Below are 25554 nucleotides of genomic sequence, written 5' to 3'. Positions count from 1 at the left end.
TGCAGTAGCAAGACCACCATAAACAATCCATATTCCTTTCTCAAGGAAAAGGATGCGGATATGGATTTAGTTGTTCTGGAGTAAGCGGCTCCTTCACATAACCAAGTTCCATCGGCACCGTTAACGCCCGCTCCAGCCCAGATAAACGAATAAGATGCTGTCCGAACGTCATCGGCAGCAGGCCTGGAATCAATACTTTAACACAGTATAGTCCGTTGCGCAGCGTTTCAGGCGTTGTCTGATCCACCACAATAACGTCTAGATTCCTTCCGCGGAAAACGTCTAGAAAATCTTTTAGATCCTCGGTCAAATCCGCATGCTTAGCCTTTGGCTTGAACGCCTCTTCAAACGTTTGCAGAGGACGATTATCGCTCAGCAAAAAATGAAATCTCTCTTCCGCCTGCGGCAAACTATACAGCATAGCGTGATCATCCATATCCTTTACCAAATAAGGATCACGGAGCATCGCTTCATACTGCTCGCGATTCTCTTCAAGCTTGCCATTTAAAGGAAGCAGCATACCTGCCACCTCATGAATGGCACTTTTCACCGCTCTAACGGGGTCTGGATGAGCTCCAGCTGCACAGATCAGATTTACCCCTTTGTTTGTTTTATTTTTCGCTAACGCCCAGATGCTTGGAATGCCATGCTCCATCGTGGAATTAAACAAATACACCTCGTAGCCAAGCACCTCTTTTAAACGATCCACCATTAAAGTCAATTCTAGGTCGCCAGCCGAATAAGGATCAAGACGCGGAATTGGCAGCTGTGCGTACCAGGTCATTAAGAAGGAGTCTCGTTCTACCGCTTCCAAAATACCGTAAAAAATACTTTCCTCCAAACTGCCTCCTAAAGCACAGCCGTTGGAAGTTTCATAGACAAAGCCATGTCCACAGCCTGAGCTGTAGTAGGCGAGTCGCTCAGGGACAAGAATCGAACGCTGTTGTAAAAAGGAATAGCCCCATACCCAATTAATGGGCTCCTCAGGATCAAAGGGTTTAAATGGAAAGTCAGGCCTCTCGTACTGGTGTTTTTCATGAACGCCTACGTTCATGGGATTTAGCGCTGCATCCTTCAAATTGTGAAAGCTGTCGTATACAACCGTTCTTTTACCGCGAGGCGACATGCCGCAATAACGCTCCAGCCCTTCCAAAATAGCCGTCATTTCACTGTCTGCATAGGAATTCGTTCGGCCCGCACAAGCCTCATCCCCATTGAAGAACGGAAGATTGATACTCGAATCAGCAAAAGGGGACATCAGATCAATCATTTTACCATTCAAAAAACCGGTTTGGGGGTCCATATAATCATGGTTAAGAATGCCCTTCAGTTCGTCCATTGAACGACAGCGATAGCTATTGCTATTAATCTTTGGGCTTGGTTGTAACGAAATCTGCGCTGCTTCAGCAGTGTCTTCAGGCACATGACTGCAAATGGGACATTGCGGATCTGGCAGAAAGAAATGAGCTGAGCTTTTTAGCGTTCGTAAATCAACCAAAAGTAGCTGCTCTTCCGTATGCGCTCTTCTGCCTTGCATGATCCTTCCAGCTTCTGCAGCAACAAGCTGAGCGACCTGAAAAAGTCCTGAACGCGAAGCCCACACATCACTCTTCACTAAGCTTTGCCCAGACTGTCTTGTTTGCAGCTCCCACATTTCTTGGCGATCGTTACCTGCTAATAATCGCCTCATATCCGCACACTGTGAGCAGCCTTGCTCACCTGGACGAACCAACGGACCAACTATGCCCTCTCCAAAAAACACAAAACCTCGCAGCCAAGGCGTTCTGGATTTCTGAAAAGTCTCTTCTGCCATTTCATGATATGCAGGTTCCCATGCATCATTTAATACTAGCGCTAAAGCAGCGTTCCCAGGCACTTCAGTAGAAAAGTCCTTTTGACGATGAAGCTGATAGCGGGTAGATAATTCCTCACAAACAAATTCAGAAAGCAAACCATTACCAATTACCGCTACGCTGGCACTCACTCCAACACCTCCTCTCGCAGCGACACGCCAAACACTCCTGCCAGTTCTTGTCTTAAGAACGGTTCAGAAGTCAGATCGTAGACGAGAAGCCGCTTATGGTTCTCATGCAATATTTGCTTAGCAGATCGCAGAATCTCTCTATGATCCCGATTTCGACATGAGGTGATCGACATGTCCCTGCTTGCCTCTTCTTTTATTCGGACTGTTGAGAACACCGACTGTTGCTTAAGAAGATTGACTTTATTCTGAGCATGCAATAATGCTTGCTGAAGGGCGCTGCGCAGTGCCATCGTTACATTCATACCGACACTGCCATACCATTTGTCATTCATACCTACCCATACCGTAGGAAAACCATCTACTTCCTCACCTATTCCGATCATTGGAGCTCCTTGCATAGCTGTTAGCGCGGTTAAATAAAAACTGCATGACTCATCTTCAACCTTACTGAGCCTCACATGATTGACTACTGGCTCACCAGCGGCGAACGCTATGCGCAGCTCATCATTCAGGCATTTCTGCAGTCCACGGCAAATCCCTTCCGCGATCGTCTCTCCTGTTCCAACTCCTATATAAGCCAATGAATCCGATAGACCAGATAATCGTGATACATAAGCCTCTAATCCGATTAAGCCCGCTTCCCTCCGTGCTTCTATATGATTTAAGCCATTGCAAATGATTTCTGGCAGCAGCTCCGCTGGACCTTCCGATAACGGATCGACGACTTGGATACGGCACTGAGCAAGCGGAAGTTGCTTCAAATCTCCCTCTTCCCACAAATGGAATATACCTGTTTCCCTAGCGGTTAAACCGTTAAAATAAGGAATTAATTCATCAGTAGATTCTTGATTTGGAGCTCTTTCAAATAAACCTTCCCAATCCTCTACCTGATCGATCGACAGAGAGCCGTTTACGAGCGGATGAGGAAGAATGAAATACCAGCCTCCCTCCAATGTCTCTAAATTAAGCAAATACACTCTATTTTCCAGCTCTGATACCGTCGCTTCAGCAGCCGTTTTGAGCCACTCGAAGACGATTACATTCGCAAGGAGCGCCTCTGATGTAGAAGATCTTGCATGCAGCTCAGCGTCCCTAGAAATCGCAGCTAAATGCAATCGTCTCCTTGCTGATTCCCAGCAGACATCCAAAGCGGGATGGACAAGAGGACCCCCCACACCGGTCTGCTCGATGAACATGGCCGGAATAAGGATTTTATTCTCTTCCTTACCAAGCTTGTGAATCATTCTCCACTCCATGCCGCCGCATTCCTGCGAAACATAAAGGATGGAATCGAAGGGCTGAATAACGGCACGCCATGCACTCTCATCATATACAGGCATACTAATCTCCTGCAGTTCAACCGAGAGGTCTGTTTTGCGGGCATGCTGAACAAGTTTTGCAATCCTCTCTCGATTAGTCTCTTCACCATCCATGACAATGAACTGAAATTTAGGCACTCCGGATTCCAATAGTGACTTAATAAGAGATACTAAAAAAGTTCCTGAGCCGACGGCAAGCACTTTCTTTTCTCGATAAAGCTGAAAACGATATGCGCCTGAACCGCCAAAGCTATCCAAAAATTCAATTTGGTTCACGTATCGTCTCAAAATCCCATCCTCTAATTGATGCGGATGATCCCCGCTTATATCACGGACATAACCGTTGGCATATAGCACTTCTGCAATTTCATAAACCCTTTCCTTGTAGGGTACAGGCAATCCATCCGTTAATTGCTCCATCGTATGCTCACCATTGAACATAGGAATCAATTTTTCAATCCATTGACTAATCGTGTTGCCTTGCATTCGGAATGAACCGACATTATTTCGAAAATAGACGCCTCCGTCCGGTTCAGGGAGAAAAAACATATCCCCTTTCACTTTAAGACGCATAGAAGGATTCAAATTCTATTCCTCCTTACCTTCAATTTTCATTCATTTGATGCTCTTTTATCCTCTTTTATGTTATGTAAGGCTATTTGTCCTACATGCTAGAACTTAAAGAGAGGTGCCTTTGCCGAAATATCAGCAAGGGCACCTCTTGATTCAGAAGGTAAATATTTTCTTCATTTCCTTAGCGGCAGCGGGCGCAGCCTGCGCAGCGCGCACAACCTCCACAGCGGGCACAGCGGGCACAGCCTCCTCCACAGTTACCACAGCCTGCACAGCCTCCGCAAAAACCGATACAGAAACCAATACAAAAGCCTATACAAAGACGTGGATCAGTAGGTACATTCGGGCCTTGTTGGCCACCGTTTGGTGTCATTCCGCTTGCTTGGAATGCGTCAATATTCAAATTCTGAAGTTCGTTTTTAAAATCAGTCATCCTTATAACCTCCGTTGTCTATTCGTTACTTAACCACCGGCAAGAAAGAATTTTTGAAGTCAATTATCCAACTGGCAAAATTGTTTGAGATGCCAATGACCATTCACCCTATATATTTATGAAAATTTCTCCGCTAGTGTTCCTATTCGAAGCATTGACCTTCGAAATTCCCCTGCATATCGACAAAATAAAGCAACCGCTCGATGGAGCGACGCCATTACTCTCGTAATATGAAGGAAGTCTATTTTCTAGCAGAATAAGCTAGCGTCTATCACAGATGATAGATTCTAAACATAGAGTATATAGATTCAAAAAGAGGAGGAGATTTCATGCCAGGACCACGTTCAAGAGGAAATCGCATAGCAGGTTCACAAGGCAACCGCTCAGGCGGTTTACAAGGTAATCGCACGGGAGGCTCGCGCGGCAACCGCACGGGTGGGTCCCAAGGTAATCGCACAGCAGGGGCACAAGGTAATCCTCCTGGAGGATCACGAGGCAATCGTACTGGCGGGGCACAGGGTAACCGTACTGGTGGCTCTCGAGGCAACCGTACTGGCGGGGCGCAAGGTAACCGTACTGGTGGCTCCCGAGGCAATCGTACTGGCGGGGCGCAAGGTAACCGTACTGGTGGCTCCCGAGGCAATCGTACTGGCGGAGCGCAAGGTAACCGTACTGGTGGCTCCCGAGGCAATCGTATTGGCGGAGCGCAAGGTAACCGTACTGGTGGACCGCGAGGCAATCGTACTGGTGGGGCACAAGCTAGCCCTACTGGCGGTTCTCAAGGCAACTGCTAATTGGAGTACATGTGAAACCAAGCAAGCTGGAACAAATGAAATCAGGTTGTCGAGAGTTCTCGACAACCTGATTTTCATTCCACTTCCATATTCGACATGCGCTATTTCGATTTGCGATTTACAAAATAAATACTGAGCAGGATGAAAACTAGTCCGATTAGAAGAGAAATGGTAAACGGTTCGTTTAAGAAAAGGGTTCCTGTCAGAATGGCGATTAATGGAATAAGAAACGTATAAGAAGCTACCTTACTAGCCTCGCCAGAATCGATCAGCTTATAGAACACTAACCAGCCTATAGCAATAACAAAAATGGAGATGAATAAGAGACTGAATATAAATATTGGGCTCCACACTACCTCGGACCAGCTCTCTATGCTAGTACCTACAATAGACATGAACATTCCGCCTATAATCAATTGAAGGGTCACAAGCCAAATCGGATCTACAGAAGGTCCATTTTTCTTGACAAAAATTGTACCTAAAGCCCAACTTAGTGCCGAGCCCAGCGCTAACAACACGCCAGCAACCGAAATATGGCCTGACAACCCGCCAGCACCGCTGCAAATAACGCCGACGCCTGCGAATCCTAATACGAGTCCCGTAATTTTCAGCCTGTTCATGCTTTCTCCCAGCCACAGCCAAGAGAATATACCAACTAACACAGGTTGGAGAAAAACAATTGCTGAGAACAGTCCAGCAGGCAAATAATTAAGCCCAATGGTTTGCAAACCATAATATAAGATCACATTTACGACAGCGGATATGCAATAAATGGACCATGTTTTTCTAATATGTAGCTTCTGGTAGCGTGGGATCGCGATTGCAAGCAGAAGAAGCCCGCCCAGCAACGTTCTAACACCAGAAAAAAGGACAGGCGGCATGTACGCTAATGCAATTTTCGATAGCGGCCAATTTATGCCCCAAACCGTCACTAAAAATAAAATAAGCAGAAAAGATTGTTTTTTCGATAGTGTCCCCATCATGGAAGACTCCTTGTTGTTCTTGTTGCTAACTATTGAATGTCAGTCATTTATCATACGCCCCTTCATTAAAGTTATCAACCCAAACCTGATCCTTCATGTTTCAGGTTCGGGTGCATATCTGAATCTATCTTCTTACAAGCTCAGTTTTTGCTGCAGCACATCTGCCAATTCCTCTGTCGTATCCCATACGATAGGTCGAATCGGATATGTCTGGATATTCAGCTTCTCCAAGTCATTTCTTCTCACTGTCCATACAATAGGAATGTTCTTACTAAGCGCATAGCCTGCTGCAAAATAAACCTCCGGTGAGAGATCCGATATATCCGCAATAATAAGCTTGCTTTCAGATATCAGCTCTATCGCATGATTCTCGTTATGCTCTCCCCCTGAGTAATGAAATAATCGCGGAAGATAGCCGCACTGTTGAATTTTAGGGAGCACTTTTTCAGACCATTCCGCACGTAAGGATTCGTTATCTGATACTAATACGAAGCAGGACTTCAGTTTTCTTCCCCATGCTCTAGCGACAGCCTCACTTCTTCCTTTCTCCGTAAGGATAAAGTTCATGCCTTCCCTAATAATAAACTGTTCTTCTCGCAGCTTCTCGATAATATAAACAAACTCTTGCAAGTTTGGCGAGTACGTCAAATTATAATGATTAGCAAGTGGATAGATAAGAACAGATTCGCCTGGCGCATCGGAATGTCTGTGTAAGTATTGCAGCAAACGCAATCCCTTCTCATCAATGGATACTGGTATTCTTGGTGAGTGCTCAATCGCATCCATCTCTTCAAGCGATAATTGAACCTCTTCCTCGCAATCCGTCAGCTCTCGGATATAAGCCGACACAATCGGAAAAAGCTTTCGTTTCTGCGAATAAGAGAACGAGTTAATGGGATCATAGCTCTCTTTTAACATGCTATAAAAGCCCTCAGGCGAACAGGAGCATCCTATAAATTTTTCAAAATCATCAATTGCTTCGATCGGTACAACATCATCACAAAATAAACACATTTTTTTCACCATTTTAGATCATCACCTTTCTGTATAACCATTCGCACATTTGAAGCTAAATCAGGCCAACTATGCGATATATTCACGATAAATCAATGCAGCCGAACCTCTCTCCTCTTTCACATTAGCAATAATCAGTCATAAAGTAGATGCCAAAATATTTCCTTTTAATCAAAATCGCAATGTACTGTAGTCATAAATTCATTTATTTATTCCTAATTTCCCCTAAAAGCAAATAAAAAAACGTTTGCTTATTAGCAAACGTTTCTCTTCTTTAATCGAAAAGCAATGTACCAAATTTTGAAGGAATATGGTAGTTGACAGCACCTGTAGGCCTCCACGCCTGATACTCTCGTATGCCGTCCAAATCCTCGTCAATCCGGTAGAAATTAACCCGCCAGCGCACCCCGCGTTCCAAAGGACCTTTGAAGTTGATTGCTGGAATGCATATGAACACACTCATACTCTCATCCTTGTTCATTTCGACAGACGTACGTAAATCTTGGAAGGACCAAGCTAAATCCGTAGCAGCAATAGCATCTATTCCATTATTCTGGATTTGCGCATCAAATACGATATTTTTCGGGCTCACTTCCAGCTCCAAATAGTGAATACCCGTACCAGCCTCATCAATAAAAATCTCAACGACATCCTGTTCATAAAGCGGATCATCTCTTTGCTCAAAATCCGATACGACATTCGTATCCTTACATAGAAACCGGACATACAAGGCATCAGAACTCCAGCAAGCCCGCAGTTCTGTGTGTTCTTTGGAAGGAAGGCCTGTAACCGTATCCGTCAACTCTACAGCGTTGCAGCTATTCCAATCAATCGAGCTCCAATCTACATCCTTGCTATTCGATTGGATTTGTTTACAAATGTATACGTCATCATTTTTGCTTCTCACGCTCTCCATGACTTTCCTCCATTATGTAATTTTCGTTATGTTGTTAGTTTAGCAATATCGGATGAATATACAAGCTTATTTCAGCAATTTGCATAGCGCCCTATTATTTTGTTATCTTGCTATTACATTCATTTTTGCGTACAAACGTTTATCGATGAGGGTATACTGTTCGTGGAGGCGATTGAAAATGAGAAAACAAAAGCTCCAGAACTTAGAGGACGCTGCTTCTAGGCGAGAAGAATCTGATGGCATGGCAAGCTTATTATCTCTTACGGATGAAAGATGGCAAGCCATCACCGGTAATGATGCTGCTTATGATGGTCAATTTTTTTACGCCGTAAAAACGACAGGTATTTTTTGCCGTCCTTCCTGTAAATCCAGACCGCCAAAGAAAGAAAATATAACGATATTTCAAGATGCCGCGCAAGCATTGTCCGCTCAATATCGTCCTTGCAAACGATGCAAGCCAAACGGCCAGCGATTGCCTGATGATGAATGGATAGCTTTGGTGACTGCCTATATAGATAAAAATTATTGGGAACCGTTGACCCTGGACACTCTCGCAACGATTTCTCATGGCAGCCCCTATCATCTCCATCGGACATTCAAGAGAATGAAAGGCATAACACCGCTTGAATATTTGCAACTAACTCGTATTCATCATGCTAAAGAAAAACTGATTTCGACAGGGATATCAGTCGCTGAGGTCGGTGTCAGTGTAGGCCTGTCAAACGCTCCCTATTTTATAACCCTGTTCAAGAAACTGACTAGTCATACGCCCGCCAGCTACCGCCAGCTTCATAATCCCATTCGTAAGGAGATCTTAAATCATGAGCTCAAAAACCAACACCAATGCAATCATTTATTGGACTAAATTCGAATATGAGGATTGGCAAATGTACCTCGCTGCCACTTCGAAGGGAATGTGTTATGTCGGCTCTCAGGGGCAGCCCTTTGAAGAACTCGCTGAGTGGTCAAAAAAACGATTTCCAGCGGCGTTAATTAGAGATGATGAGAAGCTGAAGCGATATGCAGATGAGTATATTCAATATTTGAATGGTACCCGCCAAAGCTTTGCTATGCCCTTCGATTTCCGCGGAACTGCTTTCCAACAAGCGGTTTGGCAAGCCTTACGCGAAATTCCTTATGGACAAACGAAGTCTTATTCAGAAATCGCAGATCACATTCAAAAACCAACTGCCGTTCGCGCAGTCGGAGCAGCCATTGGCGCCAACCCTATTTTGATTAGTGTACCCTGCCATCGTGTAATTGGAAAAAACGGCTCACTAACCGGCTTCCGCGGAGGTATGGACATGAAGGCTAAGCTCCTCCAATTGGAAAAAGTCGCGATATCGGCTGATGGAGTCTCTCAGCAGGTCTGATTCTCTCGAAAAGCGTATGGGAGGAAAAAAATGAAAACAGAATTCTTATACAAATATCCAAAAACACTGCTAAACAAAGGAACTGGCTTTCTATCTGGCTATAGTCATTCCTTAAATCCCTATACGGGCTGTTCATTTGGCTGCTCTTATTGCTATGTACGACAAATGCCAGTCTCTACCTTTCGCAAAGCAGAGTGGGGAACATGGGTCGATATAAAAAAAGAAGCTGCTGCCATTTTTCAGAAGGAGCTTCAGAGAGCCAAGAAGAAAGGACCCGTAACGATCTTCATGTCATCAAGCACAGATCCTTATCAGCCTATTGAATACAAAGAAGAGGTCACTCGCTCCTTACTGGAGGTCATGGTCAATGATCCGCCTCATTTTTTGTTCGTGCAGACCCGAAGTCCCCTCGTATCTCGAGACATTGATCTATTATTGCGTTTAGGAGATAGCGTACGTGTCAGCATGACGGTGGAAACAGATCGAGAAGATATTCGAAAACATTTCTCACCGTCTGCCCCGCCGATTAGCGCTCGAATACATACACTTCGCTTATTAGCTGAAGCCGGTGTTCCAACGCAAGCTACGATTGCGCCTATGCTGCCAAGCAGTGAAAAGTTTCCGGAAATATTACGTGAAGTCGTTGATCGTGTATGCGTGGATGATTATTTTATGGGTGATGGGAGCGGTGGAAGACGTACGCGCAACTTAGGTATCCAAGCTCTGTATCAGAAGCTCGGCTTAGAAGAATGGTACCATCCCCATGCTTATCGTATGGTTTATGATCGTATGCGCAATTTTTTCTCAGAGGATCAGATTTATGTGAGCCAAGAAGGTTTTGAACCTTAGTGGACTGGTGGACTGACTTCTTCTTTTTTCCTCCCGCATAGCTTCTGTCATGCCATTATTCGGACGAGATTTGCCATAAATAAATGGAGGCTACAGATCCAAAGGGTGAATAGGCAATACGGTATTGTTGGAATTGCTCCTTTGTCAGATCTTGAAGACTATATAGCTTCATCATCCCGCGACGTATAGCAATATCTCCCCAGCTGACGACATCTCGACGCTCCATTGCATGGATGAGCAGCATCTCAGCCGTCCATTTTCCAACACCATTTATGGTCATCAACCTGTTGATGACCTCCTCGTCCGACAAGTCATACAACTCATCCAGATTAATAATACCTTCCTTAATCGAAAGGGCAACATTTTTGATGCAAACTGCTTTTTTCATCGTCAATCCACATTTTTGAATGTCATTTACGTCCTGCTTTGCTATATTATCCGGAGTAATTTCTCGAAATTGATTTTGCATTCTCTCCCAAATGGTATAGACTGCTTTGACAGAAATAAGCTGACCGACAATAGCATAGACGAGCGCTGCGAATAAATCAGGCATAACAGCACGTTCGATTTTGCCCAACCGTTCTATCGCTGCCCCAAGCGTTTCATCTGCACTTTTCAAGTAATCGATTTCCTCTTGTCCATAGTGAAAATTTTTGGTAATGACGGTTCCCATACGGTTATCCCACCTTATTATAAATAATTGTCACGGGATTCATACTCATTCTCTACACCCTACTATACTTCATGGAATCGATAATGAAAGAATAACCGAATATAACCGCAATATAACGAAACACAAACTTAAGAAGCACAATTAAAGAAATACAATTAACGAGATACAATTAAAGAAACAATTAAACGAGTTCATTTCTCTGAAATAAAAAAACCTTTCGATCAGATTTCGACCGAGAGGTTTGTGGATAAATTGTTGCTGTTCTGAATCATTTTGAATATAGATGAAAGCTGCTCGATTATATGTCTGCGGCAACACGAAATCCACAATTCCCTGTCGAGCTGTCCGGTGTATTGGAGCTTCTGGCTGCTAACCGATAACGATTGCAATAAGAACGATGGCATAAATAGGAGCCACCCCTCATGGACCTGCTGCCTGTAGGCTGTACAAATTTAGGATTATCGCTAGCCGTTTGCTTGTGATAGCCTGGGCTGAACCAATCCCAGCACCATTCCCATACGTTGCCTGACATGTTATAGAGGCCATAGCCGTTAGGCTCATAAGCATGAACGGGCGCTGTGCCAACATAACCGTCGCTTGCGTTATTTTTGACAGGAAACTTACCTTGCCATATGTTGCACATATGCTTGCCATCTAATTTGAGCAGATCGCCCCAAGGATAGGTTTTCCTTGAGAGTCCTCCTCTTGCGGCATATTCCCACTCGGCTTCCGTCGGGAGGCGTGTGCCAGACCATTGACAGAAAGCTTCTGCATCCTGCCAGGAAACATGTACTACGGGATGATCCATACGATCCTCAATACTGGAATCCGGTCCTTCCGGCTTCGCCCAATATGCTCCCTCCACAACAAGCCACCAAGGAACCTGCTGCGGAACATCCTTGACCTTCGCCTTGGTTTCTTCAGATGCGAGCAAATGAAAGACGAAAGACCATCCAAAGGTTTCTGCTTCTGTTACATAGCCTGTGGCTTGAACGAATGCTTGGAATTCCTCATTCGTTACCGCATAAGGCGAAATTCGAAACGGAGCAACAGTCACCTTGCGAATAGGTCCCTCCCCATCAGCAGGAAACCCTTCCGTTGTATCGGTTCCCATATCAAACTCTCCACCAGAGAGCGTAATGAGATGTTTCATTGGATGAGCTGCGATTAGGGATGATTGAACCATTTGAGCGGTCTCAACACCCCGTTCTCCGCCTTCAGAAAGCACTTGCTCCCTGCTGGCTGCGCAGCAAGATTTTTTTGAATCCAAGTTCCCATTCCCCTTTGCTAATAAGGTTTTTATCTACCCATATACGGCGATACCAACAAGTGCTGATATGATTAGAACCGAGACGGGATGCTTGCGAAAGAAAAGAAAAGCAGCTAGCGAGCCTAGAAATATAATAATCTGACTCCAAGTATACCAAGACATCGAGGCCAGCATACCATTAGTATCGGCGAACATGTAAGCGGTGTATATAATGAGACCGGTAATAACTGCTCTTAAGCCATAAAATGAGGAAGTAACCAAATGATTATCTTTAATTTTATAAAAAATCCTGCCCAAGATAAGAATAATAATGACCGATGGCATAATTGTTCCTAGTGTAGCAACGATAGCACCGATTAGTCCATACTCATCGTAACCAATTAATACGGCAATGTTGGTAGCGATCGGACCAGGCGCCATACTGGCAATGGCAATCGTATCAATAAAGTGCTGCTGCTCCATCCAACCATGTTGATTAACAATTTGCTCCTGAATTAATGGTATCATCGCATAACCGCCGCCGAATGAAACCAATCCGATCAGAAAAAACGTAATAAACAATTCGATTAACATAGTAACTCCCCACTATATCATGTAATCAAACACTTGCTCTTTTTCATGATGTATTGTTTTTTTCCCGAGCTTTGTTCGAATACCCACAATCGTCATCCCTGCTATTGCTCCTCCTATAATGAGAAAGATCGGATGAATTTGGTTATGAGTGAAGTACATAAGTGCGACAGTAACAAGAATAAGCATCACGGAAGCCATATCTACTGCAGCTGTTTTGCCGGTCTTGTATGCGGCATAGACGATCAGTGCGACAATTGTCGCTCGAATTGAAATAAATGCTGCCTCAATTTTCGGATTATCCTTCATTTCTACGAAAAAGATAGAAAATCCTAAGACGATACAAAAGGTAGGAAGCAAAATTCCGATTGTTGCGGCAATAGCACCTGCAATACCTGCAATTCGATAACCAATGAAAGTTGCCGAATTAATGGCGATTGCACCCGGCACAGAGCCTGCAACTGCAAAAACATCAGCAACATCATCGGATTGCAGCCAATTCCGCTTCTCAACAACTTCGCGTTCAATAACAGGAATCATGGCGTAGCCGCCGCCGAATGTAACTGGACCGATTTTAAGAAACATAATAAATAAATGCCATATTTTACTCCAACGTTCGAGGTTCATCATATTCCTCCTCAACTCAACTACTTATAGTATAGCATCTTTATTTCATTTTGAAATAAAGTTTTCAAAAATAGGTGTAAATAATTTTGAAATCGAATGAAAAAGGGTATAACCTAACTAAAAATGATCAAAATTACTCTTACGGAAGAGAGGTTAGATTTAGTTAAATTCATTTTGGTTTTAAATGTTGCAACTTGATATGAATGGGACCCGTTAATGCTAGGACATATAAGAAGTAGCGCACCTTTCTGACTTACGATATAATACATTTAGATTAATCCCCATTACTTCAATCGGAAAAAGAGGTACAATATGAGTAACTCATCTTTAAATAAAATTCCCTCTTCCAAGAAGCAGCTTTATAACCGAATAGCAGAGCAAGGCATCGTCTCAAAAGCAGAATTGCTGGCAGCCTTCTCACTCACAAGCAGCTCCCTAACTCGTTTGCTTGATGAAATGGTAGCTGAGCAATTATTAATTATGTCTGGTCTTGGCCCTTCAAATGGCGGCAGAAGACCGATTCTTTATGAAATTAATCCCGATTACAGTTATTTTTTTGGATTGGAAATATCCCGAAGATACTCTTCACTCGGTTTTTATGATATGAAAATGAATCTCAAATCCTCGATTCGCTGGCGGATGGATGAAGCGATGACACCTCATCAATTCGTAGAATACGTCTCGAACAATATTCGCTCCATTCTATTGGATCACAATCTTGATCGCAGCCGAGTTATCGGAATTGGGGTTGGCGCTGTTGGCCCGCTCGATCGCGATAATGGCGTTATTCTTCGTCCCCTGAACTTCCCAGCAGCAGGCTGGAATAACGTACCTATTTGCAGTATTCTGGAAGAGAAAACAGGCATACCCGCTCAGCTCGAAAACGGAGCCAATGCCGCTTTACTCGGTGAACAGTGGGCAATGAGAAGTCAAAATCTACAGCATATGCTATATGTCCACGCCGGTGTTGGACTTCGATCCGCGATGATGTCATACGGTCAAATCGTACATGGATCTATCGATATGGAAGGCTCTATCGGTCAAATGATCATCCAAATGGACGGTCCCAGATTAAATGAGCATGGAAACTATGGGGCGCTGGAAGCTTTCGTATCCTTACAAGCTTTGGAGACCCAAGCAAGAACTCATGCAAAGCTAGGTCGAACAGACTTATTGAATGGAACTGATATTTCTCCTGAGAAAATCAATTACGATATGCTGCTGCAAGCCTACTCTCAAGACAACCCTTATGTTCGAGAGCTATTTAAGCAATCTGCTGTCTATTTCGGCATTGGACTTGCCAACTTAATTAATGTCTTCCATCCACAAAAAATCATCCTTGGCGGTGTGCTCGTAAATTCAAGTGAGCAGTTCTACCAAACAGCCATAGAGATCGCACAAAAAAATTCCTATTATTTCCCTGACCATCAGCCCTCCTTCTCCAAAGGGGAACTTAAAGAAGAAGCAGTTTCCGCTGGTTCAGCTTTAATGGTGTGGAGAGGTATGGAGATGTAAAATAAGAAAGAGCCGCATGCACAAGAACGCGGCTCTTTCTCAGTATTTATAATGGACAATCCGTAAATGTGCTAGATTTCTAGTTTCATTTTACCGTAGAAAAGGTATTCATAGGCTTAATAAAACGAAGTGCCAGCGCTACGAAAATACACTCCGCTGTCATACCAATAGATTGCGCCCAAGCTCCGATTGTACCGTTCCATTCCGGTGACAACGCCACACTAATAATGAGCGTGATGAGGGTAAACAATAAATTGAAAAACTGAGAGCCAACAATAAGCTTCGTTTGTCCGCGTACAAGAACAAGACCATTAAGAACGTCAAGCCAAGGCATAACAAACGCGAACAATACGAAGGCTTGCAGTACCCTTATGCTCTCCTCTTGAAGCCTGCCGTGAATGCCAATCACATGCTCCAGCAGCAACACCCCCACAGGTGTAAACGCAATGATTCCCATTAGCAAAGCAGGAATGAATCCAAGCATCAATACAAATTTTCTTACCGCAGCAGCATCAATACGATAAAAATTTATAACGATCTGATGCAAATAACTAAAAAAGCTGCTGAGCAGCATGACCAAACTAGCGGCGATAGCAAAGGAAGATATCGCTAATTGAGCATCCCATGTTTTCCCGAGCATAGCGTTAATCGCTGGTCCAATCCACACGGATATAACGGACGACATTAGCAGCGGTCGGTAAAAGGAGAATACATGGCGTTTGCTTTCTACTGCATGCTTCTCCACCCTTTCCGGCAGCTTACGAACAAGCAAGCGTCCCTCTGAGAAGCTCACTGCCGCTTCAATCATCATTCCGAACAAAAATATAATTGCTCCTACGATCCCGCTCTTTACCCCTGTGTGCACAAAATAAAGAGATAGCATATACATACCAGCAAGCCTAATTGCCATGCCTATGGTCAACCACTTCGTTCGTAATTGATAAATAATAACGCCTTGGTAAAGACAACGGATGCCAGAAAATAAGCTGACAAACATGAGCACCCGATAGACGTTGATGACGGACTGAACATTGTCATCCTGTACGCCGAATATATTTTTGAAAATAAATGTTCCCAGCGGTGTATAGCTTAAAACAAAACCCATCGCGATTATGCTGGCAAATACAAGCTGAGCAACGGTTAGCGTCGCTTTGAACGATTGCCTGTCCCGAACTAGAGCCGAACAGGTTTGCCGGAGCAGCACTGCTGGCCGTTCTGTAATGCCAAGCAGGCTCATTGCAATGGCATAGCTGGCTATAACATGTTCAGGATCAGCTGCACGGCTTAGTGTACTATTAATAATGACATGTGAAATCGTCACTAAGCTTGCCGAAACGCCTAGCGGTATAAAAAAATACCAAAGCTTCTTCATGGTCACCGACTGACTAATCGGTTTGGATAGCGGCTCGCTCATAGATTCGACTCCTTCATGGCTAGTTGACTTGTCATCTACACGAATTGGTTTCCAGCTCTATCATAGCATCTTTTTCCAATCTAGCAGATGCCTATCATTCTAATCCTGTCATTAGTCAGAAAAAAAGGCCCTCCACACTCACACATTTAGCATGTGAGCGTGGAGGGCCTTCCTAAACCTTTAACACTAGCCTCCGTTAATAATAAGGACTGGACGTTTAGAGGATGTACTATTCTCTTTCGAAGCTATGTCTGCTCCCGCATCCTCAATCAAGCCTACGATTCTGAATGATAAAATATTGCCCGTATAGTTTTTCACAAAAGACGTAACATCAAGCTCTACATAGGCCCCTGCTGCATTTGCAGTAGCAGTGCCCAGAGCTGTTCCAGACTCGGTCGGCCGATTGGAATATTTAATTGCAGACTCCGTCCATGAATTATTGTTTATTCCAATCGCTTGCAGTGAAAATGAAGTCGTATTGCTGTGAAGACTATTAACGTACAGTTTCAATACTGCAGAATTCACCGTTCCTGTAAAAGCTGATTTATTAAATTTTAAATAACCTTCACGTACAAAAGAGGCATTTGAATCTCTTTTCTTAAGGGTAATCGTCGTTTGAGTACCGTAATTATCCCCATCATACGTACCGCCGCGCACGAAGCTGTCTTCTGTTACGGCAAGTGTGGAGCCGCCCGGAACGACTGGACCGCTGCTCCCTGGCTTCCACCAGTTTCCGGAGACATAAAGCATATTCATAAGATTGTAAGTATCGCTAAAGTAACTAGATTTTGCGCTCTTCATCCAATCCCAGCCGGCATTCACCCATGCCTGATGGGCCGTGCTCGTTGTTGCGGCTGATATCATAGGTGCAGTAAATACTGCAGAGCTATAAGTAACCAGTGCTGTACCGCTTAATGTATAGCCGGCTTTCACTGAAGATGGTGAGCCGCTTGTTTTTCCTTTGATCCATACCGCAATTTTATCAGCTATTGTCTTGGCCCTTGTGTCACCATATAGCGCGTAGTCCATAACAATCCGTAGCGGTACTCTTGAAGCGTTATAAGAAAATTGATTCGTCTCTTTAAACTCATCCAAATACCACTCAGGTGCCGGCTTAGCAGGATTATCTACGATAAAGTCAGAAATCAGTCCCGTGGATGAAGCATAATTATTACTAACTTGTGAATAGGCAGTATACAGGCTATCAATGACATTGATCCAGGTCTGATCTCCTGTCACTTCATGAAATGCTCGCAAATGACTTAACATCCAATCCGATGGTCTTGAATTTAATGCGCTCTTCGAGTCCCAATCACCAAGATTGAGGCGATTATTAGTCGTCACATTGCTCGCTTTGATTGCGTTAATCATTTTTTTAGCTTCTGATAAGTAGTTGATTGTCCCGCCTGACCCCCATTGGTTATGAGCAAGAATTAGGGAATAGGCAATATCCAAATCTCCATCCGTTGCTGAGTCGAAATGACCTTGCGCACTTGCGCTATCCGCAACAACCCAACCCATCAAACTTGAATTTTCGGAGCTCTTGAACGCTCTGGCCGTTTTGAACAATCCATCGTAGATGGTCTTCGCATTGGAATCATAGCCTGCCATCAGAGCAGTAATAACCATTCCGAAGCCTTGACCTTCAGAGGTGCCGAGCGGAGTGAATCCATCTGTACTCCCTGTACTTTCTCCTTTCACATAATAACCGCCGGGAAGTGAGGATAGATTGTTCTTGAGATACTTGCCCTTCCAGTAATCATAGTAGGACGAAACGGAAGAATTCATTGACGATTGGCTAACATGATTGGGCTTAATAATACCGGTGTAACTGACCTGCTGAGGAAATGGCTTTGCTTCACCCGCAGCCTGCGCGTTCTTTACAAACGATGTAGGAACATAAGACAACCCCGCAACAATAATTGTAGCAAGTCCAATTATTGCAGCCTTCTTAACCGTGCCAACCGTTCGATAAAGATTTTTGTACATCATTTCGCCTCCTTCAAAGTTAAAACGCTTTAACTTTTAAGCCGGAAAATATTGAAGGAATTCCGTTTTTGTAGATTCCCTATATATCCAGCTATCCAAGAACAGCGCTATTTGGTAATATTATCATAAAAATAACGAGTTGAATATGAATTTTACAAAATTTCTAAATTTTCTGATACTTTTAGATTTAGAACTCTTTCTACTATTGTTTAATCGCTTTAATTTATAATGGAATTCCCAACTCTAATCTCTTGCTTCTCAAAAAACCGATGTATTAGCGGATGATGCAGGTTTGGGGTTCGGGGTTTGGGGTTTGGGGTTTGGGGTTTGGGGTTTGGGGTTTGGGTCCGGGTCCGGGTCCGGGTCCGGGTCCGGCTTCGGGTTCGGGTTCGGCTTCGGGTTCGGGCTCGGGTTCGGGTTCGGCTTCGGCTTCGGCTTCGGCTTCGGCTTCGGCTTCGGCTTCGGCTTCGAGTTCGGGGTTTGGGGTTCGGGGTTCGGGGTTCGGGGTTCGGGGTTCGGGGTTCGGGGTTCGGGGTTCGGGGTTCGGGGTTCGGGGTTCGGGGTTCGGGTTCGGGTTCGGGTTCGGGTTCGGGTTCGGGTTCGGGTTCGGGTTCGGGTTCACCTTCGGCTTCGGCTTCGGCTTCGGCTTCGGGTGCCGTTGAGGACATAGAATACGCTATTTGTTCAATTTGCTTTGTATTGCGATAGTTACGGACATTAGTTCCGTTATCACCAATAAATCCTTGAATTTGTGGTATTTCAGCACATTTAACGGCTTATATGTCCGTAAAACCAAAAGAACCCCCTTGAATGCCGGATTAACGGCCTTCATGTCCACAATACCAACCCTAACCTCTCGCAGCTGGAAGAACAGACTTTATGCCCACTATACCACTGTAACCATTTACTCCTGAAAGAACGGATATGTTGTCTGTTGATGAATGAAGCAGCTAGCGTTATACTAACTACATAGGTCGTGAAGAACACGCCGCATTTATACAACCAATCCCAGCTCGGGTTTGTTTGTATGAATGCGGCGTTTTTATTTTGTAGAGGGGAGTGGATCAACATGTCTCAATTTGACCAAAAATATGAGGAATGGCTGCAATCGAATATTGATTCAGAGAGTAATCACAGAAGAAGAGAACTGCTCAACAAAGGGCTTGGTCACGGCACGGTCGAGTTCCTTCGGACAATATGGTTTCCTGCTGTTGGTCATTTCGATCATCTGTTTCCCGAATGGGAAGTGCGCGACTTCAATAATGGCTATCGCTATCTTGATCTCGCCTACATGCCAGGAAACGCAAAAGGTGGGATTGAAATTCAGGGATTTGGCCCTCATGCCAGAGATCTTGATGTAAGACGTTTCAAGGATCTATGCAGACGACATAGTTTATTAGCACTTGATGGTTGGATTTTCCTCCCTATCGCCTATCCATCCATTACCGATGAACCTCAACAATGCAAGCAGCTCGTACTCGCGTTCGTCGGAAAGTTTATCGCTTCAGATGTACCTTCACAGCTAATGTGTTTAGAAGCCGAGACACTAAGACTAGCCAGACGTTTACTGCGCCCATTTACTCCCATTGAACTCGCAAGTCACCTCAGAGTAAGCGATCGACACGCCAGACGTATTCTGCATAAGCTAGTAGAGTTACACCTCCTTGAGGTTTCAAGTGGCCAACTTCGCTCTCGTACTTATAAACTTCGTTTGTAATCTCAACATATTGAAAATCATCGACGAATTGCAGTTGTGACTACGGTTACATCCTGATGTTTGTATTTTGCTAGTGCTATTATGAGAAAAACTATATTTTGTTACTTGTGAATTGCTTCTGCTATTGTGTGTTCGGCTATATTCTATGACTTGCATATAGTCGCTGTTTGTTTGTTAGGATTATTCCATCTACTTGAATCATAATACTAATCATGAGGTTACTATTCGCAGCTACGGCGGCGACATTTACGGACATTGAATACGCTATTGGTGCAAATAACTCTATTTCGTGCTGTTTGTGGACATAGGTTCCGTTATTTTCGATAAATCCGTGAATTTAGGATGTTAAAGTACAAATAGCGGAATACATGTCCGTAATACCAACATAAGCCTCGAAAATTCTAAAATAGCGGAACTGATGTCTGCTAGCACATAAAGTGCATTCAACTAGCTCTGCATGTGTATCTGATCGCTAACTCAGAATATGTATCAAGCTATTAACTCTGAACGTGTATCAGATCACTAACTCAGAATATGTATCAAGCTATCAACTCTGAACGTGTATCAGATCACTAACTCACAATGTGCATCTAGCCGCCAACTCTGAACGTGTATCAGATCACTAACTCAGAGTGTGCATCTAGCTATCAACTCTGAACGTTTATCAGATCACTGACTCACAATGTGCATCTGGCCGCCAACTCTGAACGTTTATCAGACCACTAACTCACAATGTGCATCTAGCCGCCAACTCTGAACGTGTATCAGATCACTAACTCACAATGTGCATCTAGCCGCCAACTCTGAACGTGTATCAAATTGGTAGCACAGAGCTTGGAACAAATCGATAAGCTAGGTTACTCCATTAGATTCAATAGATACTATGTACAAGTCGCCTACGTGTGATTTTGCCTACTAGTTTGCGGTTTGCAGCTACGGCGATGCGTGTGCGGACATATAATACGCTATTTGTGCAAAAAAATCTGTTTCGTGCTATTTGTGGACATTGGTTCCGTTATTTGCAATAAATACGTGAATTAGGTGTGTTTAAACACAAATAACGGATTATATGTCCGTAATACCAACATAAACCTCTAAAATTCTAAAATAGCGGAACTGTTGTCTGTTAGCTCATAGTGTGCATCAAGCCGCTGACCATACATGTGTAGATCGCTAGCACAGAATGTGTGTCCAAGCCGCTGACCATACATGTGTAGATCGCTAGCACAGAATGTGTATCCAAGCCGCTGACCATACATGTGTAGATCGCTAGCACAGAATGTGTATCCAAGCCGCTGACCATACATGTGTAGATCGCTAGCACAGAATGTGCATACAAGCCGCTGACCATACATGTGTAGATCGCTAGCACAGAATGTGCATACAAGCAGTTGCCTAGACTCCGATTCCCCACAGTTAACCCACTAGCTCTCAAATTCAACTTGATGTGCAAACTCATTGCATCGCATATTACCATGAGCTGCGTCTCTAATTACTTCACCATTGATTCGCACGTTTACGAACTTAACATTGTCTACGATCCGTTCCTCGTCATACCCATAGATTCGGGACGGATTCACATTTGCTCCTTTGTAATCGATATTTATGAATTGAATGTTTTCGATTCGTCTGCCTGGCACCGGATTATATGTCTCATTCCAGATCACTCGAACATCGAAAAGCTGACCCAGCTCAAAATCTTCTACCCGGATATCATTAAAAATGACATCGCGAACTATATTATTGTCGCCTGCGCAAATCGCCATGACACCCCAATAATTTTCCTGCGGCTCATGATGCTCAAGCACATCAATATTGTCAAAGCGAATATGCTCGATCATATCGCCATTTTTCTGGTGATTACCATGGATGCCAATATGCATCGCATGAGCGACATCCGCCCAAAGTACAGAATCGCTAACTCTGATATTTCGCGAATCTCCATCATATTCGCCGCGGCTGCCATATATCGCAATACAATCATCCGACGTTCTTAGAAAAACATCCTGAATATTCACATTCGAGCTTGCCATCATATCGATTCCGTCGCACCAGCCTCGCGTACTGAATGATTTGAAATTTCGAACACGAATGTTCTCAGACTGACCCATATAAATGCTGTAATGCGGTGGATCAAGAAGAATGATGCCTTCCACTTCAATATTATTCGAAAATGTGATTTGCACTCCCCTTAAATAGGTCGTTTTCTCCAATTCGGACATATACAATATGCCTCTGCCGCGAATGATAATATTCTCTGCATGCTTGCAGATCAATGAACAATATAAAATGGCTCCTCCAGAGATATAAACCGTAGTATCCGATGGCACATGCAGCATGTACTCTTCAAAATAATGAACACCCGGCGCGAAGTAGATAATCTTGTTCACTCCTAAGTTCGACTCCCGCAATCGCTGCACACCATCTGCAATATCCATAGAACGATGTTTGCCTGAATGGACAAGCAGTACATTTGTATCATCAGGACTAGGCGAGTCTGTCTCGATAGGATTGGCGAATAGATGTAAATTGCTAAAGCGTTCCCCGTTTATTTCAATCGAGAGCTTACGCGGCTGATCCAACATGAAAGTTATGGCATTCTCCTCTATTTGAAAAGGAATATAAAAGATAAAGGGCGAATAACCGCTTCTTCAACCTGCAACTTATTAGAGAACACGCAGACCTCAACATCATCCTCCATATCAAAATAAGCCATAGATGCAGATCGTACATCATGCATATCTACCTTCGCTTCAAAAACAAACAAAGACTTCCATTCCCCGCCTTGCTTACGTACACGCACTGAGAAATCATCATTTTCTACTGCCTCATAGGGTTGTTCATAAACGATTAATTGACTCATGTGATCCTATCCTCCAATTCGATTCCTTTGAGTGCCATTGTCCCGACAGTAAAATAGGCTGAAGCATCTCACTCATGCTTCAGCCTATAAACCCTTCTCTATTCAGAAATTACGATTATTCCTTTCTCTCTTCATAAACTTTAATGACTTCATCCGTTATTTCTTGTCCGCCAGCGCGCAGCCAGCTTTCCTTGAAGCTGTCAAAATCCTTCGCGGTGTTCGATTCTCCAGTAATCGCTTTTATGAGATAGCTATCTTGCAGCGTTTGCAAATTACCCCAATATTTCGGTTTGCTTGTCAATACTGCAGGTCCCAATATATCAAACATTGGTGTTACTCCTACGCTCAACTTTTCTTTCAACTCCAATAGTTCAGGCAACATCGTATATTTTTGCATAGATACATCTGTAGAGCTTAATGGATTATAGAAGTTACCTGCTCCCATCTTAGGCGCAGCAACAGCTTCATCTGTTTTGCCGATAGCCAAATCGCCTTCCATATCATAGCTCACACCCAACTGTCCGAAGCCCGTTAACAGGTAACCCTCAGGATCAGTAGCTACATACTCTAAAATCTCCATAATTTTTTGACGTTTCTTATCATCCTTTTCCAATTGAGCGCCTAATAATACAGGAGCCTGCCTTGCGCCATATGCGAAAGCGTATCCAACACCAGCTGGTCCAATTATCGGCGTTCCAGCTTGGAATACTTGCCCCTTCTCCAGACCAGGAGCTGCTACGAAACCTGATTCCTTGTAAAAGTTGCCCCACTTGCCGTTATCAACCATACCAATTTTTTGGTCAGCAAATTTAATATTAATTTCATTGTTATCCGTTGTGATAAATTCCGGATCAATAAGACCTGCTTGATACCATTTATTCAATAATGTTAGCGCATTACGCGTTTCTTCTGTTACACCGCCATAAACGATAGATCCCGAAGCATCCAGCTTAAATTGGTAAGGGGAAACGCCGAAAGCTGAGAATATAGAAGTAAACATTTGAATCGGAAGCTTGCCTCGGCCGGTTAAGCCATAAGTATCCTTTTTATTGTTTTTATCCGGATCATCATTAACGAATTTCGTAAGCACATCCTCTAGCTCCTCTAATGTTTTAGGAGGCGCTTCATAGCCGATATTTGTTAGCCAAGCTTGATTGTAGCCCGGAATAAATGCATCCAAGCCGCCTGGCCAAACTTTCGGAATACCCCAGTTTTTTCCGTTGTATTGACCTACACCCCATGCACCGGAATCAACAGAATTCAAGGCTGCAGTAAATTTAGGCATATACTTTTCTATTTCTGCAGGATCAATACTTGCTATTATGCTTTGGTCTGCCCATAACACCATATCGGTCTCTGTTGCATCAATCGGGAAAATATCGGGAATGTCGCCAGAGGCAAGCAGCACTGTAAACTGTTCTTTCCAAGTACCGCGCTCCAATTTAATATTTTTTATTTTTACGTTAAATTTTTTCTCTAGTTCAGTCTGTACGTAGTTGCCATCCTTTTCAGGCGTATTAAAGTTATTTGCCCAAGTAATTTCAATAGGGGCTTCAACAGCGGGAGTTTCTGCACCATTTGTAGCCTTTGGCTTGTTTGTTGCAGCATTACCACCGTTATTGCTGCTGCAGCCACTCATTACAAGCGATACCGAAAGAGCTGCTGCCGCTAGTCCCAACCATTTCTTTTTTGTGTGATTCATGTTTTTTTACTTCCTCCCTTTTCTATTCCATATTATATATTTAGACAGTTCGCGGATAAAGCGAGCTGTTTAAATCATTACAAGAACAATCCAAAATCAGCCTGAACTAGCCTTTAAGCGATCCAACCATGATACCTTTGACAAAGAAACGCTGAAGAAACGGATAGACCATTAATATTGGAAGAGCGGTAAACATAATAATTGCCGCTTTAACCATCTCTGGAGCTTGTTCGGCAGTCGGAACTGGAAGCATCGGATCTCCCTCGGCCGTTATGACGAGTCGTCTTAAGAATAGCTGGAGTACAATCTTTGATTGATCCTGCATATACAGCATGGCATCAAACCAGGCATTCCAATGGCCAACAGCAGACCATAAAGCGAGAGTCGCCAGTACTGGCTTCGAAAGCGGAATAATAATCGTAAAGAGAATGCGAAGATCATTAGCTCCGTCCATTTTCGCCGAATCCTCTAATTCCTCTGGTATGCCCATGAAGAAGTTGCGGAGGATAAGAAGAGAGAAGGTACTAAGAAGACCAGGGATAACATACACCCAAAGTGAATTAATCAACCCAAGCCATTTGATCAAGAGATAGGTAGGAATTAGTCCACCGCTAAAAAACATCGTCACAACAATAAACATCGTATAAAACCCGCGATGAGGGAGATATTTCCGAGATAACGGGTAAGCACCGAGGGCCATAAACAAGAGACTTAATAATGTCCCGACGACGGTCCGAAAGACGGTATTCCCAAAGGTTTGCCATACCGTATCAGTCGTGAGCACACGCTTCCAAGCAAAAAATGATATCTCTTTGGGGTAGAAATGAACCCCTGGACGCAGTGCCTCTGCGGGTGTGCTTAATGATATAGAGAGTACATGCATAAAGGGATAGAGCATCGTTATACTCAGAGCGGTAACGAACAAGATTAGAAATACTTGAAATATTTTCTCTCCAGAAGATAATCGCAATTTTGA

Annotated in this window: 21 protein-coding genes and 2 pseudogenes; 6 read left to right on the top strand and 17 right to left on the bottom strand. The window is 43.7% G+C overall.

Going from position 1 to position 25554, the window contains the following annotated elements; translation table 11 throughout:
• Positions 1–40 precede the first annotated feature (40 nt).
• Both AC0YOD_RS00790 and AC0YOD_RS00785 read right to left on the bottom strand, forming a co-directional pair.
• On the bottom strand, positions 41–1984 hold the full coding sequence (locus AC0YOD_RS00790) for a TOMM precursor leader peptide-binding protein (RefSeq protein ID WP_475797351.1): 1944 nt from the start codon (positions 1982–1984) through the stop codon (positions 41–43).
• Entirely contained in the window at positions 1981–3888 is a 1908-nt protein-coding gene (locus AC0YOD_RS00785; RefSeq protein WP_475797350.1) for a putative thiazole-containing bacteriocin maturation protein, read from the bottom strand. Before AC0YOD_RS00785 ends, AC0YOD_RS00790 begins: the two co-directional genes overlap by 4 nt.
• A gap of 750 nt (positions 3889–4638) precedes the next feature.
• Here AC0YOD_RS00785 and AC0YOD_RS00780 point away from each other — a divergent pair.
• Positions 4639–5103: a c2 calcium-dependent domain-containing protein 4C-like protein gene (locus tag AC0YOD_RS00780; protein WP_475797349.1), complete on the top strand. Its 465-nt coding sequence runs from the start codon at positions 4639–4641 to the stop codon at positions 5101–5103.
• A gap of 101 nt (positions 5104–5204) precedes the next feature.
• On the opposite strand, the gene AC0YOD_RS00775 is transcribed toward AC0YOD_RS00780, so the two are convergent.
• From AC0YOD_RS00775 to AC0YOD_RS00765, 3 genes are all read right to left on the bottom strand, one after another.
• The gene (locus AC0YOD_RS00775) at positions 5205–6083 is read right to left on the bottom strand and encodes a DMT family transporter (protein ID WP_475797348.1); all 879 of its coding nucleotides are present in this window, start codon (positions 6081–6083) and stop codon (positions 5205–5207) included.
• Between the two features lie 135 nt (positions 6084–6218).
• Positions 6219–7112 carry a hypothetical protein gene (locus AC0YOD_RS00770; RefSeq protein ID WP_475797347.1) on the bottom strand — a complete coding sequence of 298 codons (894 nt, stop codon included), beginning with the start codon at positions 7110–7112 and terminating at the stop codon, positions 6219–6221.
• A 262-nt stretch (positions 7113–7374) separates the two neighbouring features.
• On the bottom strand, positions 7375–8016 hold the full coding sequence (locus AC0YOD_RS00765; protein WP_475797346.1) for a carbohydrate-binding family 9-like protein: 642 nt from the start codon (positions 8014–8016) through the stop codon (positions 7375–7377).
• A gap of 241 nt (positions 8017–8257) precedes the next feature.
• On the opposite strand from AC0YOD_RS00765, the gene AC0YOD_RS00760 reads away from it, so the two are divergent.
• From AC0YOD_RS00760 to AC0YOD_RS00750, 3 genes are read left to right on the top strand one after another with little or no spacing between them, the layout of a single operon-like run.
• Entirely contained in the window at positions 8258–8881 is a 624-nt protein-coding gene (locus AC0YOD_RS00760) for a bifunctional transcriptional activator/DNA repair enzyme AdaA (protein ID WP_475798326.1), read from the top strand.
• A complete protein-coding gene (locus AC0YOD_RS00755; RefSeq protein ID WP_475797345.1) occupies positions 8838–9389 on the top strand; it encodes a methylated-DNA--[protein]-cysteine S-methyltransferase in 552 nt (183 codons plus the stop codon). The genes AC0YOD_RS00760 and AC0YOD_RS00755 overlap by 44 nt, the downstream gene beginning before the upstream one ends.
• A 30-nt stretch (positions 9390–9419) precedes the next feature.
• Positions 9420–10238: an SPL family radical SAM protein gene (locus AC0YOD_RS00750; RefSeq protein ID WP_475797344.1), complete on the top strand. Its 819-nt coding sequence runs from the start codon at positions 9420–9422 to the stop codon at positions 10236–10238.
• 55 nt (positions 10239–10293) lie between these two features.
• Here the strand turns inward: AC0YOD_RS00750 and AC0YOD_RS00745 are convergent, their stop codons facing one another.
• The 4 genes from AC0YOD_RS00745 to AC0YOD_RS00730 all read right to left on the bottom strand — a co-directional run bounded on the left by AC0YOD_RS00745 (position 10294) and on the right by AC0YOD_RS00730 (position 13378).
• Positions 10294–10911, bottom strand: a complete 618-nt coding sequence (locus AC0YOD_RS00745) for a DNA-3-methyladenine glycosylase family protein (protein ID WP_475797343.1) — start codon at positions 10909–10911, stop codon at positions 10294–10296.
• Between the two features lie 298 nt (positions 10912–11209).
• The gene (locus AC0YOD_RS00740; RefSeq protein ID WP_475798325.1) at positions 11210–12097 is read right to left on the bottom strand and encodes a formylglycine-generating enzyme family protein; all 888 of its coding nucleotides are present in this window, start codon (positions 12095–12097) and stop codon (positions 11210–11212) included.
• 117 nt (positions 12098–12214) lie between these two features.
• Positions 12215–12754 (bottom strand): chromate transporter, encoded by a 540-nt coding sequence (locus AC0YOD_RS00735; protein WP_475797342.1) that lies wholly within the window; start codon positions 12752–12754, stop codon positions 12215–12217.
• A gap of 12 nt (positions 12755–12766) precedes the next feature.
• Positions 12767–13378: a chromate transporter gene (locus tag AC0YOD_RS00730; RefSeq protein WP_475797341.1), complete on the bottom strand. Its 612-nt coding sequence runs from the start codon at positions 13376–13378 to the stop codon at positions 12767–12769.
• 312 nt (positions 13379–13690) lie between these two features.
• On the opposite strand from AC0YOD_RS00730, the gene AC0YOD_RS00725 reads away from it, so the two are divergent.
• On the top strand, positions 13691–14893 hold the full coding sequence (locus AC0YOD_RS00725) for an ROK family protein (RefSeq protein WP_475797340.1): 1203 nt from the start codon (positions 13691–13693) through the stop codon (positions 14891–14893).
• A gap of 85 nt (positions 14894–14978) precedes the next feature.
• On the opposite strand, the gene AC0YOD_RS00720 is transcribed toward AC0YOD_RS00725, so the two are convergent.
• From AC0YOD_RS00720 to AC0YOD_RS00710, 3 genes and pseudogenes are all read right to left on the bottom strand, one after another.
• Positions 14979–16307, bottom strand: coding sequence for a multi antimicrobial extrusion protein MatE (locus AC0YOD_RS00720; RefSeq protein ID WP_475797339.1), 1329 nt, complete (start codon positions 16305–16307; stop codon positions 14979–14981).
• A gap of 186 nt (positions 16308–16493) precedes the next feature.
• Positions 16494–16982 (bottom strand): annotated as a pseudogene (locus tag AC0YOD_RS00715) (CBM96 family carbohydrate-binding protein); the annotation flags it as partial.
• 42 nt (positions 16983–17024) lie between these two features.
• Positions 17025–18299 (bottom strand): annotated as a pseudogene (locus AC0YOD_RS00710) (family 8 glycosyl hydrolase); the annotation flags it as partial.
• Between the two features lie 1066 nt (positions 18300–19365).
• Between AC0YOD_RS00710 and AC0YOD_RS00705 the strand changes: the two are divergent.
• On the top strand, positions 19366–20013 hold the full coding sequence (locus AC0YOD_RS00705) for a transcriptional regulator (RefSeq protein WP_475797338.1): 648 nt from the start codon (positions 19366–19368) through the stop codon (positions 20011–20013).
• A gap of 1126 nt (positions 20014–21139) precedes the next feature.
• Here the strand turns inward: AC0YOD_RS00705 and AC0YOD_RS00700 are convergent.
• From AC0YOD_RS00700 to AC0YOD_RS00680, 5 genes are all read right to left on the bottom strand, one after another.
• Positions 21140–21427 carry a hypothetical protein gene (locus tag AC0YOD_RS00700; RefSeq protein ID WP_475797337.1) on the bottom strand — a complete coding sequence of 96 codons (288 nt, stop codon included), beginning with the start codon at positions 21425–21427 and terminating at the stop codon, positions 21140–21142.
• 10 nt (positions 21428–21437) lie between these two features.
• On the bottom strand, positions 21438–22598 hold the full coding sequence (locus tag AC0YOD_RS00695; protein ID WP_475797336.1) for a glycosyl hydrolase family 28 protein: 1161 nt from the start codon (positions 22596–22598) through the stop codon (positions 21438–21440).
• Between the two features lie 20 nt (positions 22599–22618).
• Positions 22619–22876, bottom strand: coding sequence for a hypothetical protein (locus tag AC0YOD_RS00690; RefSeq protein WP_475797335.1), 258 nt, complete (start codon positions 22874–22876; stop codon positions 22619–22621).
• Positions 22877–22991: 115 nt separating this feature from the next.
• Positions 22992–24578 (bottom strand): extracellular solute-binding protein, encoded by a 1587-nt coding sequence (locus tag AC0YOD_RS00685; protein WP_475797334.1) that lies wholly within the window; start codon positions 24576–24578, stop codon positions 22992–22994.
• A 106-nt stretch (positions 24579–24684) separates the two neighbouring features.
• The gene (locus AC0YOD_RS00680; RefSeq protein WP_475797333.1) at positions 24685–25548 is read right to left on the bottom strand and encodes a carbohydrate ABC transporter permease; all 864 of its coding nucleotides are present in this window, start codon (positions 25546–25548) and stop codon (positions 24685–24687) included.
• Positions 25549–25554 lie beyond the last annotated feature (6 nt).

The sequence above is a fragment of the Paenibacillus sp. J31P13 genome, from assembly GCF_056269295.1.
This window is presented reverse-complemented; position numbering and strand designations above follow the sequence as displayed.